Genomic DNA, 14,355 nt, shown 5'->3' with positions numbered 1-14,355 from the left:
TTGTAGCAGTATTTCTATATTTTTACAATATCAATAAATACATCACAAATTTAAAGCCAAAATAAAGATAAATTAATAATATTTTAAACTTTATTTAATTTAAAATTAATAAGTCAGGGAGCATAGTATATAAATATTATGCTATACATAATTATTGAATAAAATATAAAATATTAAAACCAGGATAAATGCTAAAAAAAATTACAAAATCAGGACAAATACTAGCGCTTATAACCTCATCTCTTGTCTTTGCACAAGCAGGAAACGTGGGAATAAATACTCCCAATCCCGGATCTACAATAGATATTAACGGATCGGTAGCCGCCAGTTACACTGCAATAAATGCTGCATCTTACAATTTGAACTCATCAGACTTTCATGTTTCTTACAACGGTACTGCTAATGCTATATTCAATCTTCCGGCTGCCATCAGTGGAATCGGAAATTTTAAGGGACGAATGTACACCGTCAAGAATAATACAAATTTTACAATTACTGTCAATCCTTCAGCACCCGAAACCATCAATGGAAATACCAGCATTACGATTCCCTCAAATCAAAGTGCACAGTTGATCAATACAGGGCTTACAGGTGCCAATTCTACATGGGAAGTTGTCACAATGGGCTCTTCTTCAACGGGGGATTATATCATTGTAAAACCTAATACAGTTCAGTCTATTTCTACAGGATCAGATGTAGCGTTCGGATCCGTAATTGCTTCCAATAATATTACTTACAGTGCGGGAGTTTTCAATTTAAAAGCCGGGAAAACCTATGTACTGCGGTGTCAGCTTCATGCTACTGAATTCTCACTTGCAGGCGGTTTTTTTATCTATGAATGGGTTGATGCATCCAATAATTCTGTACTTTCCTCCAGTACTACCGGAGTTGTTGATGCAATAAACAATTACCCTGCTACAACTATAGGAGGCCAGCCGGAAGCTTATGCTATCTTCAGACCTGCTGCTGATACATCTGTGAAAGTAAGGCTTGGAGGAGCCGGGACAGCCCAATTAAACGCGGGTATAGGATTTATGTCAATTACAGAACTTGAAGGAGGCAGTGGCAGCGGAACTACCATCATCAATAATAACATCACAGCCAGCAATGGTCTCTCTATGTCAGGTACCGATGTTAAATTAGGAGGTACCCTTTCCCAGGCAACCAATATTGCCACTGGTGGAAATAATTTAAGCATAGACGGAAGCGGAAAAGTTCTGATAGGCACAAATGCAGTTCCGGCAGGAGCAGCCAATTCTAAAATTGTTATAGATAATGGTATCACAAATGGTGCATTGCAGATTAAAGACGGCACACAACAGCTAGGCTATGTACTGACCAGTGACGCCAATGGTTTAGCTACCTGGTCCTCCACTGTTACCACTGCATTTGCCAACAACTGGACAGCTTATTCGGGAACACTGGTTAATCCTTTTACCGGAGCAACAGGAGGTGGAAATCTGGCAACAGGAATCTCAGTGGTAATCCCTGCCAAAGGATGGTACTTTTTCCGTAGTGGAATTGCCATAAATTCTGACTGTAATGATTATACATTCTATATCAATGGGATCGGAGATGTATGGAAGAGCTATTGTACCTCCAATACAGCTGTTTTTATGACTCCAAGAGATCAGAACCGGGTATTATATTTTTCCAATCCGGGAACTTATACGGTTTTAGCCATTAAAACCAATGGAATCATTCCAGGCAGTTTTAATGCCGGAAATCCAAGTTTCTATCTGGATTTTGTAAAGTTTCAGAATTAAAGAAAATCACGTAAAGCATGATTCTAAATACATAAAGTTGAAAACTGGACTGCTCCAAAACTTCCCTCAGTTTTATAACAGTTCATCAGACAAATTTCTTAACAAGCTATTTCTTAACTCGTTAACCCTACTAAATATGATAAAAAAATTGTTTTTTCTGCCATTATTGGTGGTTTTGAATAGAACTTTAATGTATTCTCAATCCGGCAATACTAGGTATAAATACCGCAGCTCCGGGAAGCAAACTTACTGTTAACGGTTCATTTGCTGCCACCTACAAATCTACAGCAGCAAGTGGCCCTGTTGACGCTGATGATTATTATATAGCATACAGCGGCGGCAGCAATGGTACTTTAACTTTACCTGCTGCTATAACAGGAAATGGTAATTTTATAGGAAGAACCTATCATTTTAAAAATACAGGCACGGCAACTCTCTCTATTGCAGCTGCCGGACCAGAACTGATCGATAATCAAAGCGGTGCAGGAGTGCCTTCTGTAGATGTTCCTCCAGGTTATTATGCTTTTTTCATAAGTAAAGGAACAGTCACCAGTACCACATGGGAACTTATCCTGCTTTCAAGTTCCGATAGTCTTCCGGCTGCCGCATCTACTTATTCTTTTTCCACTATAAGCACCACAACCAGACAGACTCTTCCTGCTACTATTAGCGGTCCTTATGTTGCCGCTGAAATTAATTATCCCCAAGGAACAGTAATCAATACCGGAAATGTAATGAATACCGGGAATGGCAGATTTACAGCCACTACAAACGGATATTATATGTTTTATGGCTCCACACAGTTTGACAATGGTGCCATTGCAGGAGCTCCCAATTTTTCCTGGGCAGTATTATACCTTATAAAAAACTTCAGCACCACTCCCAATAATATCCTGGTACAATCTTATCAGCCAAGTCCGGGCATATTGGTAGGTACGAATGTTTCATGCATCACCTATTTAAATGCCGGAGAAACAATCAGTATGGCTTCCGCTGCGGCTGTAACCACCGGTAATAATTATCAGGTAGTGGTAAGTTCTTTTTACGGTTATAAAATTGCTAATTAACCGTATTATAATACAAATTAGTCAATCCCCCTTACTATCATTATGCATACATGATGAGAAAGAAAGCAATTTGTTCCCAAACAAAGAGGGGGATTCTAATTTTAGATTTGATTTCAATTTCAGTATTCATTTTTAAAACTGGTACTTTAACAAATACTGGCTTATATGTCTAAAATCCATGTAAGTAATTCAGATATTCTAACTACAAACATTTGCATTGCATCACAAAAGAAGAGACCTTCACTGGGTAAACTTTTTGTTATATGGGAAAAAATCAACTTATTTCAGCTTGTTTGCTGCTAAGCAGCATTGCTTTAAATGCCCAAACCGAATTTACAGTGGTTTCCGGTATGGGCACAAGATTATATGACATCAACAGTAACGGCAATGCTGTGCATTCAGGCGGATATTATAGCTATAATACAAGCACAAGCACAGCTATAGAATCTGTAGCAAGTGCAACCAACCGACTGAATAATACAGGAAATATTGCAGGAAGTATGCCTTTTGTAGCTACTGATGGTTCAAATCTGGACCAGGCAGCTTACCGAAAGAATGGAAACTGGACAGCTATTGGTTACTTTCCCGGAGATACACCCGGAAACAGCTGGTTTGGAGAGGCAAAAGGAATCTCAGAGAGCAGTGTATATGTAACCGGGCAAATGACCTCATCCAATGCCGGAAGCAGTTATCCTTTTTTATATAATACGGAGTCCGGTGCTCTCACAAAGCTTACCGGTGACCTGTTGTATACAAATGCACGAGGAGCTGCTGTAAATGATAACGGAGTTGTAGCGGGATGGATTGACCGGGAAGATATTTTTGGAATGGGAACTTTCAGGGTGCCTGCTTATTTTGATACAGGCGGAACCCTTCATTATATAGATTTTGGAACTCCTGAATACGGTGAAGCCAATGATGTAAGCAATGCCGGACTGGTGGTAGGAAATAAAGGCAGTAAGGCATTTATATATAACATCAATACCGGGATCTATCAGTCTTTTGATGCTCCTGCAGGCTATACAGATGCAGTATTTGTATCTGTGTCTGAAAATGGCGCTGCTGTCGGATATTGCGGAATGATCGGGGACAGAGAAGTTATTATTTATCATCCGTCATTAGGTCCCGCTCCTGTTTTACTGACTGATCTTTTAACTGCTCAGGGTATTACATTAAATACGTTTGACGGAAAGCTCGGTACAGGCATGGGTATATCTTCGGATGGAAAATACATCTGTGGATTTGATAATTCAGTCCCGCCTATTTTTGCTGAGGGATGGGTAGCCAAATTAGGGGAAACCGTACTTGCCGCAAATGATATAAGAACAGCACCTCAAAACCTTCGGGTTTATCCTAATCCTGTGAAAGATTTTCTCCATATTTCCGGTGAAAAAGAGATAAAATCTGTATCTGTGTATTCAGCTGAAGGCAGATTGGTTCTTCATAATATCACCGTTAATAGCAAAGAAGCCAAAATTGATTTATCCGGATTAGAAACCGGAAATTATTTTGCATCTGCAACTTTGGATGATGGAAGTATTAAGTCTTTTAAAATTCTGAAAAAATAAAATCATTTTCTACCTTTTCTTTTAAACTGTTTACAGATTGTGTTACTCTGTAAACAGTTTTACTTTTTAACAGACGGCTCCCGGTTATCCGTAATATTCTTCCATCAGGTTTTTCCGTTCCCGGGTTTCAAGGTTGATGTATTCAAACTTTTTATACTGGCAGAATGATCCCATATCTTTATCCCCATTAATAAAAATACCGCCTACAAGAATCACATATTTACAAGGATAGCTGGTCTCTTTTACCAATACCTCGATCCGTTCGTCTATAGCTTCGTACATGACCTCTGTTGCTTCAAAAATCTGATTTTCTGCATTCAGTATTCTGTCTTTGCTGCGGAGAAAAATTTGTTCAATAGTATTCATCTGAAAATCCAGTGAAGTAATATTTCCTTCTATGATCTGTCCCGCTGCCAATTTTCCCAGTGCACCTTTTGCAGCACCACAACACGCAGAACTGCTGCTCTGCCCTATCCTGCTGATCTCTCCTATTTGTCCTTCGTTGGTAATCCCGATGTGAGGAGCATAAAAAATAATCACTGCTCCATCTTCCGGAACATGATGGGCAAAAGCTCCCATTCCAGTAAGTCCGGCAAAAGGGAAACCGTCAAGTCCTCCCAAATGAAAGGGACCAAGCATTTCATAAGCTCTCGGCGGGTATTGTATGGCATTAACATCATCACAGCACATACTGTCTGCATGCATCAGCTGATTGGGTTTTAATTCCAGATGATTTTCAATCGTATCTAATAACCGATTGACAGTATCAATAGACGTTAAAGCCTTTGGATACCATTTTCTTACAGATTCTAAACTCATAATTTTATTTTTTTGTGTTTTACATGACAATATTATTCACAGGCTGTATAGCAGGCGGAAGTTCTTTTTCCCCCAGCATTTCGCGAAGATCAATTTCTATATTCCTGCTGATCTGGGTAACAGGAATATCATTGGCATTTCCTTCAAACGGGTTTTCCGTACTTTCCCCTATTTGCTCCAAAACCAGAAATACCCAGCCTAAAAGTACACTGAACGGAATGGTAAGCCAAACTATATTATCGCCAAATTTCTCAGTCATTTTTGAAAACTCTCCTAAAAATCCTAACGGAAGCAAAAAGCACAAAGCATTCGTAAAGTAAAGATTAATACTTGAAAACTGTCTTGGGTAAGGAAAATTCTTGATTCTTTCACATTTTCCCTGCTGATCGTATAGTTCTTTGAAATGGGTTTCAAGTGCAGTATAATTATAATCTGAAATTTTACCTTCTTCATTTAATTTTCTCAACTGATCAGATTGTAATGCAATAATCTGTGTCGCTCTGTTTTTGGTGGAAAGCACATACTCAAGCTCACTATCGCTTAAAAATGCTCTGAGTTCATCTTCAACTTTACTTTCCCACTCAGGAACTTTATAGTATTGCAGGTATTCTTTATTGTAGCTTTTAGTTTTTACATGTTCCCAGCTTTTCGTTTCCCTGAGCTGAAATCTTAATGCAGTAAGCCATGCAAAATGACGGTAAATGATCTGTTGATGTAAAGCAGCCTCTTCCTCTTTATCATCTGATCTTATAAAATCCTTTACCAGAATACCGAAACTACGGCTGTTATTGATGATCGCCCCATAAACCTGACGTGCTTCCCAGCTTCGGTTATAGGTCTGGGTATTTTTAAATCCTGAAATAAAAGCTGCAGCTGTCCCAAGCAGTGCTACCGGAACCCAGGGAATGGCCAGCCATTTCCAGCCCAGGAAATAAAACAACAGTGTCGGAACGATACTTAAAATAAGCATTTTATAAATTTTCGTCCTTGTCCACGGAATGAAATGGTAAAGCTTATAGTGTGAGCCTATATTCATAAATAATTTTAATTTTTTGATGAAAATTTACTGATCAGTATCCCTACCAGTACAACAGTATAAAACTGGCCGGCAATTCCGACAAAGGCTGTAATCAGTTTTGTAACATGGGTGTTGGGAGTAATATCTCCAAAGCCAATACTTGTAAAGGTAATGGAACAGAAATAGACCAGATCCATAAACGTAAGTGCGGGTGATGATATATCAACTCCTTTAAAGGATGCCGTATCCCGGTACTGGAAAAACTGCAGTGAAAAAACCGAAATTTCTATTAACAGCATATATCCGCATATGGAAGCAGAGATAATATCCGTATTGATATACCCCGGCTTTATCAGAAACCTGAGTACTTCCACAAAAAGAAAGCAGAAAAACACTACATAATTGATATTCAAAAATGTAAAATACCATGAAACATCTTTAAATAAAGGAATACCAACAGGTAAAAGCAAAATAAGAATAAAGTGCAGGTTTCTGAACCAATGCCTCCAACTATGCTTTCCTGTAAATAAAAAAACAGAGCCCAATCCTAGCATCAGCATATTAACCGGCCATACGACACGGGTATAAAAATCCATATCTGTAAGGAATATTCCTACAAATAAATGCTGCATCAGAGCCAGTAAAAGTATTTCGTATTTCCTCTCCTGTAATTTTTGAATAATCATTTGTGGTTTTAATAGAAATTGAAACTAATCATATTTATCCAAAAACACTCAGGTTTTTAGCAATATCTTTATTGGCATATGGTGGAAAAACATCCAACTCAAGATCGGGATTCCCGATTAGCATGGCTTTGGTATTGCTTAATGCATCAAATCCTGCTTTTCCGTAATATTTTCCTATCCCGGAATATCCTACTCCTCCAAACGGAAGACTGTCTATCCAGCAATGCAGGTTGGTTTGATTGATGCATCCACCCCCAAATGAAACTGAGTTCAGGAAATAATCAATATTCTCCTGGTTTTTACTGAAGATATAGGCAGCAAGTGATTTAGGTTTTCTTTTGATGATCTCCACAATTTCTTTAAAATCAGAATAAACCATTACAGGCAGGACGGGACCAAAAATCTCCTGCTGCAATGCTGGATCTTCCCATGTACTCGGATATAGGATCGTTGGTTCCACATACCTGCCCTGAATATCATACCTTCCGCCTAAAACTACTTTTTCAGGGATGATATAGGAAGCTACTCTTTCTGCGTCATGTTCACTGATCATTCTTGCAAAATCGGGACTTTGCTGTGGATCTTCACCGTACATCTTTATTGTTGATTTTTTCAGTTTATCAATAAAAACATCTGCAATACTTTCATGTACATATACATAACCCGGAGCAATACACCATTGCCCTGAAATAGCATTGTGTCCCCATGCAATCCTGTCTGCGGCAATATCCAGATTTGCAGTTTCATCTACAACAGTGGGATTCTGGCCTCCCAATTCTAAAATAACCGGGGTAAGGTTTTCTGCAGCTGCTCTCATTATTACTTTTCCTACGGCTGAGCTTCCTGTAAAAAAAATGAAATCAAAGGGGAGCTCCAGTAATTCGGTGATTTCTTCCCGTCCTCCAGTGACAACATTAACCGCTTCCGGCTCAAAGTATTCAGGGATAAGTTCAGCAAAAAGCTTGGCTACGGCAGGTGTCGTATTGGCAGGTTTAAGGGTCACAGGATTTCCGGCAGCCAAAGCCGCAATAGCAGGATCTAAAAGCAATAAAATAGGTGCATTAAACGGCCCTATCACCAGTGTTACTCCAAAAGGCTCTTTGTAGATGATTCCTCTATTACCTGTTTTTTCAAGCCCTTCAGGTATGGCAACCTGTTCCGGATCCATTAATTTCTGAAGGTTTTCTTTGTAATATTTTATATTACCTAATGGTACAGTGATCTCAAAAAGCTGTTCAAAAGGTGGTTTATTAAAGTCTGTTTTTAATGCCTGGCAAAATACATCCTGATTTTCGACAAGCATTTTTTCCAGCCTGTTCAGCTGATCTATCCTCCACTCATAGGTTTTGGTGGCATCTGTGAAGAAAAATTCTTTCTGTATATCAAAAATGGGCTGATATTTATTCATCATTTTATGTTTTTAGTTTTAATTGGCCTGTCCTATATCAAGACGTGAGATCTTTCCATCCGCATCGAAATGAAATTTAAAATAGGTTCTGAAATCTCCCCAGCTTTCCGTATGGAAGTTTCCGTAAATATCTTTTCCTTCATTCTCTACTTTATCAATGCTTGTAAAGCGTTCGTGCCCACATGCATCTTTTACAAATTTTTTAAAGTCTCTCGGATTTCTGTCATCATATAATTTTGCATCTGCTGTGAAATAAGTCAGAAAAGTCTGACTGTCTCCTTTCTGCCATGCATCAAATACTTCTTTTACTGTACTGTCTGTTAATTTACTGGTATCCATTTTATTTTCTTTTTGTTGTGTCTTGCTGATTGTATTGTTTGAAGAAGGGTTCTGCTGCCCGCAAGCAGTAAAACTGAGCATACATATGGCAATAATTACTATATTTTTCATTATGCATTTTTTAAAGGGTATTGCAGGTAAATAATTACCAGATTCAGCAATAAGAACGGAAGCTCGATAAGAACTCCTTTCAGGTCTTTATCCAAAAGATGCAGGCAAATAATGAGTAAAATCCCAGCAGCCATCAAAAAATTTCCCCATAGAAAGGTTTTCGGAAATAAAATCATCAAAGCTGCAATCATAGTAATGGCACCGTTTATTGCCAGTGCAGTTTTGTTAAATCCCCATTTACCAAACATTTCCATCATTTCAGGTTTTCCGGCAAACATGGCGTATCCCTGTTTAATCCCCATAAATACGGCTATAAGGATCAGTACTGAATTAATAATTCTGATAATCATAATTTTAAGTTTTAAAATAAAAATGGATAACGGATTTCATTTAAAATCACAATTATCCATTTTCCAGTTTAGTACTTCTAAATTAATCAAATTTTTATCTTGTAGTATATCCTCCGTTGGCAAAAATAGTCTGCCCGGTGATCCACCAGCCGTCAGTCACTAAAAATTCTACCAAAGGAGCAATATCTTTGATATCAGTCAATCCGCCTAAAGCCGCTGCTGATTTGTGATAAGCCACTGCATCGGCAGTTTCCTGACCGTAAAAGAAAGGGGTATCCATTGGACCCGGAGCTACCGCTGTTACAGAAATTCCTCTGTCACCGAATTCTTTTGAAGCTGCTCTTGTAAAATGCTCTACCGGTGCCTTAGCTCCTGCATAGGTTGAATATAATCCTGTGTATGCAGCCAATAAGGAAGTAACAATAGTACAGATCTTACCATTATTGTTCACTTTTTTACCTGCTTCCTGAAGGAAAAAATACGCCGATTTTGAATTAACCCCGAACATGGTATCATATTCAGATTCAGTGGTTTCTACGAACGGCTTTTTCAGTACCATCCCAACAGTATTGATGGCAATATCAACTCCTCCGAAAGTTTTTACAGCTTCATCAAAAAATTTTGTAATGTTTTCCACTTTAGTAAGGTCTCCCTGGAATAAGAACGCCTCAGCTCCCAGAGCTTTTACCTCGGCCAAAGTTTTTTCACTTTCTTCTCTTGAGCTTTCGCTGTTATAGTGAATGGCAAGTTTCACCCCTTTTGCCGCAAAATCTTTACTTAATAATCCTCCAAGGTTTTTTCCTCCTCCCGCAATAAGTACTACTTTTCCATTTAAATCATTTCTTGACATGATAATGTTTTTTTAATTGTTTTAGTAGTACAAATATGGGGAGTCTGAATTTTCAAACCATGGTGAAGTTTTCGGGAGTTGTGTCGAATTCCGAATTCCTTTTGTCTATTTTTCGGATACGCATTTACTTTAAATCACTCAGCAACTATTTATACGATAGATTTTTAATTTAAGGAGATATTTTTACAGAATCTAAGAATTATTAAATCCTATTTTTTATAAGTTCATTTGAAAACAACTTATTTAGAACATTTTTTTGGCGCATTCACAGGATTGCATCTTGCAGTTTCTCCATTAGGCATCGTTACATAATAATCTGTTCCATAAGCATTCCCTTCTTTGAAAAAATCTGTGGAAACTATTTGCGCACCACTGCTGAATGCCGCTTTTTCCCTTGTTCTGTCATTTACTTTTGCTTCGTATGTTTCTATATCCGATCGGGTTCTTACAAGATAGCCTTCTTTTACCAGCTTTTGAATTTCGTTTTGTCTTACAATTGCGTTGTCATACAATATAAAAGCAGAATAATCTTTTCCGGGGGCAGATTCTATGAACATCATCCTTCCTTTAAGACCCGGGTGTCCTGCCAAATAAGGCGATTCATTATTGCTGATTCCTGCACTTGACGGTAATAATACGAAAACAAATTTCCCTTTTGAGTCTTTTACCGTTGGCCAGTTATTATGTGTTACAGCTTCATTGAGCGTATTATATTTTCCTTTAACATCATCAGGAGCAATAATTTTATTTCTTCCCAACACGGAAAGCACTTCCTGATCCAGTTCATCAAAAGCTTTCTGATCAAATTTGAGAACTTCGGCGGCTCCGGGGAAAATAGGCAGACCGGAGTCTTTAGCTTCAATCTGGATGAAGACCGGAATATGATCAGGATTTTTATCAGACCAGTTTTTTAAAGCCTGAAGTGCCTTTTTAAATGTTGTGTAATGGGTCCTGAAATCAATATCAGCCATATGCAGTACTTTAAAACCGGGTTTATCCAGATCTTCTGTAGAAAAAGGAGCAAGATCCGTAACTCCCTGCTTTTTCAGCATTTCGTAAGAAGCAGGTTTGTTGAATCTGTTTCCTGTAGGATCATAATATACATCTATTTCAATATTTCTCATCCCGGCATTGAGCTGCTCATTAAAATCAGGGTGATTGTAATTCAGAGCTTCAGAAAAATCAAGACCGTTGGGATGATATTCCTGAAATTTGGCTTTTTCCTCTGCAGACATATTATCAAAAAAAGAACCTTTGAATTTCTCCATAATCCCGGTTGCCAGTTTGAGAACTTTTGGATCTACAGGCTGTGCATAACTGTTGTGGGTTCCCAGTACCTGAATCTGGTTTATTCTTAAATCTTTCGGATATCCGCTAAACTCTTTTTTATTCTGGGCCATAGCCATTACCGATAACAATCCGAATGTGGATATTATTATTTTTTTCATGTTGAAATATTTAAATTAAAAGTTTAATGAAACTCCCATCTGTCCGCGGAAGCCTGTATAGGAAACACTTTCTGTTCTGGTTTGTTCTCCGTGATAGAATCTGTTAGGCTCATTCAGTAAATTATTGAGCTCAAGAAACAGCCTTATCTTTTTTGAAAGAGCATAAGAAGCCGTAGCATCCAGTGTAAAGTTTTTGTCAAACCACTGATAATGTTCAGGACCTGCCAGAGAACGGATTGCATTGAGGTATTTTCCTTTGTAATTTCCGGCAAGCCTGATCATCAGCTTATCGGTTTCATAAAAAATACTTGCATTGAAAATATGTTTTGCCTGTTTGGGTAATGTAGTTTCAATTTTTTCTACAACTGTTCCGTTGTATACAGGGATTTCCGTTTTTGAATCTACAAAAGTATAGTTTCCTTCAAATCCGAAATGCTGCAGGAAGCCCGGCAGTTCTGTAAAACGCTTGCTGAAATTGGCTTCCAGACCAAACAGCCAGCCTTTTTCTAAATTTCCCGGTGAAGTTTTAAGATATACCAGTCCATTTCTCTGCTCCGTCGTCTGATCCTGATAGATGATACTGCTAAGTCGTTTATAGAAGCTTCCTACAGAAATAATTCCCAGGTTTGAAAAATATTTTTCAAACATCAGGTCAAAGCTGCTGGCATAAGTTGGCTTCAGTGCAGCATTACCTTCTGTAATGGTCTGGAGGGCATCATTGATCTGTAAACCGGGATTAAGATCACTGAAATCCGGTCTTGCAAACGATCTTGTATACGAAGCTCTGAAAATAGTATTTTCATCCAGATTATATTTCATATTCACCATCGGCAGGAATGCATTGTATTTATTTTCTTTTTCAACAGGTTCTGCAGCCGTGGTATTTCCTTTTATTACAACACTGTTTCCTTTAAAATTAGTCACATTATATTCATTTCTGAATCCTCCTATAACGGTAAATTTTTCACTGAGCCTGAAATTCCCCATCAAATAAGCCGAATACACATTTTCTTTTCCTGAATATGATGCGGCAAGGTTACTCGCCGTATTTGCACCCTGTACATTGAACATTGTATTACCAGCCATAAATTCCGGGGTATACATCTGATCAATCTGTCCGTTGGTAATCTGATTGATTAATACATTGTTGTAAGGCTGGCCTAACGGGTTCAGAAATCCTCCATTATAGGCAAAACCTTCTGTCTGCAGCTGATTGAGATATAAAAGCGGGGCTGCTCCGGGAATTCCCAACAGTTTTGAGGGCATCCAGACGTAAACACTTGATGCAAAATCTTTGTCTTTATCTACCAGTTTCCCTCCGGCTTTTAAGTTGATTTTATCATTAAGTTTATAGCTGAAATTCAACTGTGCCCTGTAATCTCTTTCACTGTTTTTATTTCTGCTGATAATGGTTTGATAGAGGTAAATCTGAGAAGGATCCAGTGCGTTTAAGTTATGAGGCAGAACAACATCGGAAGCATCACCAATACCGTCAGGAGAATCCATTGCCAGGTATTTCAATCCGTCGGCTGACAGGTTTCCATAGGTCATATTTTGCCTGAACAAAACGATCGGGTATCCTCTTTCGTCTTTGCTTAAATTTTCGGGAGAATTAAACTGAAAACTTGATCTTGATTTTACCAATGACCAATCCAGTTTTAATCTATCGGATAATTTGTGTTCACCGCCCAGGTCAAAAGAATATAAGTCTGTAACGTAATCTGAATGCCTTGCCTGTAGCTGGACATTTTTTGTATTGAAATTAAAATAGGTTTCACGAACATTCTGTCCGTCAATATATTGACTGTATAATCCTTTGAAATAAAGCTTGTTGTTTTTATTAATCTGATAATCCAATGCTCCATTGAAGCCCAGAGTTCTTCTTTGTGCAATATAATCCCTCAGCTGCAACTGATTGATCGCAAAAGATTTAGACTTATCTTTATTATTGAAATCATAAACCATCTGGAAATTATCAATTCCGGTATCTCTGTTCCATATTACCGCAGAAGTGATAAACCTTAACTTATCAGTTATTTTATTTCCATAAACTACGGAGGCATTATAGCTGGGAGATTTGGACTGGTTGACAAAACCTCCTGCCACATTTACAGACAGCGTTTCTTTATTAACAGCTGTTTTTGTGATAAAATCTATTGTTCCCCCGATGGCATCTCCATCCATATCCGGAGTCAGAGTTTTTGATAATTTTACAAACTGAATTAATTCTGAAGGAAAAATATCCATCTGCAGCCCCCTGTTGGCGTAATCTCCACTCGCACTCGGCATTCTGTTTCCATTAAGTGTAGATGAGCTCCATTGGATAGGTGTTCCTCTTACGGCAGCAAAACGGCCTTCACCCATATCTCTTTCGATGGTTACAGCTGGTAATCTCTGGATAGCTTCTGCAGCATTTCTGTCCGGAAGTTTTCCAATAGCATCTGAGGCTAAAACATCAGAAATAGTTTCAGAGTTTTTCTTAATGTTCAGTGCTCTGGCTTGGGAAGGCTTGTAGGCAGAAGTAATGACCACGCCTTCAATGTTTTTTGTCTTTTCTTTGTTTTCCAGAATAATAACTCCCAGATCTGCCATTTTTGGATCGGAAGAGGTATCAATATCGACTGTTTTGTCGGTATACCCTTCATACATTATAATAACAGAAGCAGAACCCTCGGGAACAGTAATATTGAAATTTCCCTGGTTATCCGTGAGAACGAAGGTCTTTTTGTCATTAGTTAAAACTTTTGCCTGCGGAAGCTTCCCTTGTGAATCTTCTATCCTTCCGCTTACCTGAATCTGTGCATAAGACTGTATTGAAAACAAGGATAAGGCAACGGCTAAAGTTGATGTTAGTTTTTTCATTTTTACAGATACTTTTTATCTGCCACAAAACTATTCCGACTTTGATTTTGAAAAGTTCATCTT

Annotated in this window: 12 protein-coding genes; 3 read left to right on the top strand and 9 right to left on the bottom strand. The window is 38.2% G+C overall.

Features of this window, described 5'->3' with window-relative positions; genetic code table 11:
• Positions 1-188 precede the first annotated feature (188 nt).
• The 3 genes from ACQWU4_RS00200 to ACQWU4_RS00190 all read left to right on the top strand — a co-directional run bounded on the left by ACQWU4_RS00200 (position 189) and on the right by ACQWU4_RS00190 (position 4,401).
• Positions 189-1,766 (top strand): hypothetical protein, encoded by a 1,578-nt coding sequence (locus tag ACQWU4_RS00200; RefSeq protein ID WP_429933756.1) that lies wholly within the window; start codon positions 189-191, stop codon positions 1,764-1,766.
• A 488-nt stretch (positions 1,767-2,254) separates the two neighbouring features.
• Complete coding sequence (locus ACQWU4_RS00195) at positions 2,255-2,833, top strand: hypothetical protein (RefSeq protein ID WP_429933755.1); 579 nt, start codon at positions 2,255-2,257, stop codon at positions 2,831-2,833.
• A gap of 263 nt (positions 2,834-3,096) precedes the next feature.
• Positions 3,097-4,401, top strand: coding sequence for a T9SS type A sorting domain-containing protein (locus ACQWU4_RS00190; protein ID WP_429933754.1), 1,305 nt, complete (start codon positions 3,097-3,099; stop codon positions 4,399-4,401).
• Between the two features lie 84 nt (positions 4,402-4,485).
• Here ACQWU4_RS00190 and ACQWU4_RS00185 read toward each other — a convergent pair whose 3' ends face one another.
• The 9 genes from ACQWU4_RS00185 to ACQWU4_RS00145 all read right to left on the bottom strand — a co-directional run bounded on the left by ACQWU4_RS00185 (position 4,486) and on the right by ACQWU4_RS00145 (position 14,292).
• Positions 4,486-5,220 (bottom strand): hypothetical protein, encoded by a 735-nt coding sequence (locus ACQWU4_RS00185; RefSeq protein ID WP_429933753.1) that lies wholly within the window; start codon positions 5,218-5,220, stop codon positions 4,486-4,488.
• Positions 5,221-5,239: 19 nt separating this feature from the next.
• Complete coding sequence (locus ACQWU4_RS00180; protein WP_429933752.1) at positions 5,240-6,256, bottom strand: bestrophin family protein; 1,017 nt, start codon at positions 6,254-6,256, stop codon at positions 5,240-5,242.
• Between the two features lie 8 nt (positions 6,257-6,264).
• Complete coding sequence (locus tag ACQWU4_RS00175) at positions 6,265-6,924, bottom strand: potassium channel family protein (protein ID WP_429933751.1); 660 nt, start codon at positions 6,922-6,924, stop codon at positions 6,265-6,267.
• Between the two features lie 34 nt (positions 6,925-6,958).
• Entirely contained in the window at positions 6,959-8,335 is a 1,377-nt protein-coding gene (locus tag ACQWU4_RS00170) for an aldehyde dehydrogenase family protein (protein WP_429933750.1), read from the bottom strand.
• Between the two features lie 15 nt (positions 8,336-8,350).
• The gene (locus ACQWU4_RS00165) at positions 8,351-8,782 is read right to left on the bottom strand and encodes a nuclear transport factor 2 family protein (RefSeq protein WP_429933749.1); all 432 of its coding nucleotides are present in this window, start codon (positions 8,780-8,782) and stop codon (positions 8,351-8,353) included.
• Complete coding sequence (locus ACQWU4_RS00160; RefSeq protein ID WP_429933748.1) at positions 8,782-9,132, bottom strand: DoxX family protein; 351 nt, start codon at positions 9,130-9,132, stop codon at positions 8,782-8,784. Before ACQWU4_RS00160 ends, ACQWU4_RS00165 begins: the two co-directional genes overlap by 1 nt.
• Positions 9,133-9,226: 94 nt before the next feature.
• Positions 9,227-9,982, bottom strand: a complete 756-nt coding sequence (locus tag ACQWU4_RS00155; RefSeq protein ID WP_429933747.1) for an SDR family oxidoreductase — start codon at positions 9,980-9,982, stop codon at positions 9,227-9,229.
• Positions 9,983-10,221: 239 nt separating this feature from the next.
• Positions 10,222-11,430 carry a Ca2+-dependent phosphoinositide-specific phospholipase C gene (locus tag ACQWU4_RS00150; protein WP_429933746.1) on the bottom strand — a complete coding sequence of 403 codons (1,209 nt, stop codon included), beginning with the start codon at positions 11,428-11,430 and terminating at the stop codon, positions 10,222-10,224.
• Between the two features lie 15 nt (positions 11,431-11,445).
• Positions 11,446-14,292, bottom strand: coding sequence for a TonB-dependent receptor (locus ACQWU4_RS00145; RefSeq protein ID WP_429933745.1), 2,847 nt, complete (start codon positions 14,290-14,292; stop codon positions 11,446-11,448).
• Positions 14,293-14,355: the final 63 nt, after the last annotated feature.

The organism is Chryseobacterium sp. MIQD13 (assembly GCF_050496705.1).
GTDB lineage: Bacteria > Bacteroidota > Bacteroidia > Flavobacteriales > Weeksellaceae > Chryseobacterium.
The sequence above is the reverse complement of the archived record's forward strand: the minus strand, read 5'-3'. Positions and strand labels throughout refer to the sequence as shown.

Coding starts and splice junctions, on each gene's coding strand:
- ACQWU4_RS00175 (WP_429933751.1), bottom strand. CDS start 6,924: ATGATTATTCAAAAATTACAGGAGAGGAAATACGAAATACTTTTACTG.
- ACQWU4_RS00190 (WP_429933754.1), top strand. CDS start 3,097: ATGGGAAAAAATCAACTTATTTCAGCTTGTTTGCTGCTAAGCAGCATT.
- ACQWU4_RS00200 (WP_429933756.1), top strand. CDS start 189: ATGCTAAAAAAAATTACAAAATCAGGACAAATACTAGCGCTTATAACC.
- ACQWU4_RS00170 (WP_429933750.1), bottom strand. CDS start 8,335: ATGATGAATAAATATCAGCCCATTTTTGATATACAGAAAGAATTTTTC.
- ACQWU4_RS00150 (WP_429933746.1), bottom strand. CDS start 11,430: ATGAAAAAAATAATAATATCCACATTCGGATTGTTATCGGTAATGGCT.
- ACQWU4_RS00160 (WP_429933748.1), bottom strand. CDS start 9,132: ATGATTATCAGAATTATTAATTCAGTACTGATCCTTATAGCCGTATTT.
- ACQWU4_RS00145 (WP_429933745.1), bottom strand. CDS start 14,292: ATGAAAAAACTAACATCAACTTTAGCCGTTGCCTTATCCTTGTTTTCA.
- ACQWU4_RS00180 (WP_429933752.1), bottom strand. CDS start 6,256: ATGAATATAGGCTCACACTATAAGCTTTACCATTTCATTCCGTGGACA.
- ACQWU4_RS00155 (WP_429933747.1), bottom strand. CDS start 9,982: ATGTCAAGAAATGATTTAAATGGAAAAGTAGTACTTATTGCGGGAGGA.
- ACQWU4_RS00185 (WP_429933753.1), bottom strand. CDS start 5,220: ATGAGTTTAGAATCTGTAAGAAAATGGTATCCAAAGGCTTTAACGTCT.
- ACQWU4_RS00165 (WP_429933749.1), bottom strand. CDS start 8,782: ATGAAAAATATAGTAATTATTGCCATATGTATGCTCAGTTTTACTGCT.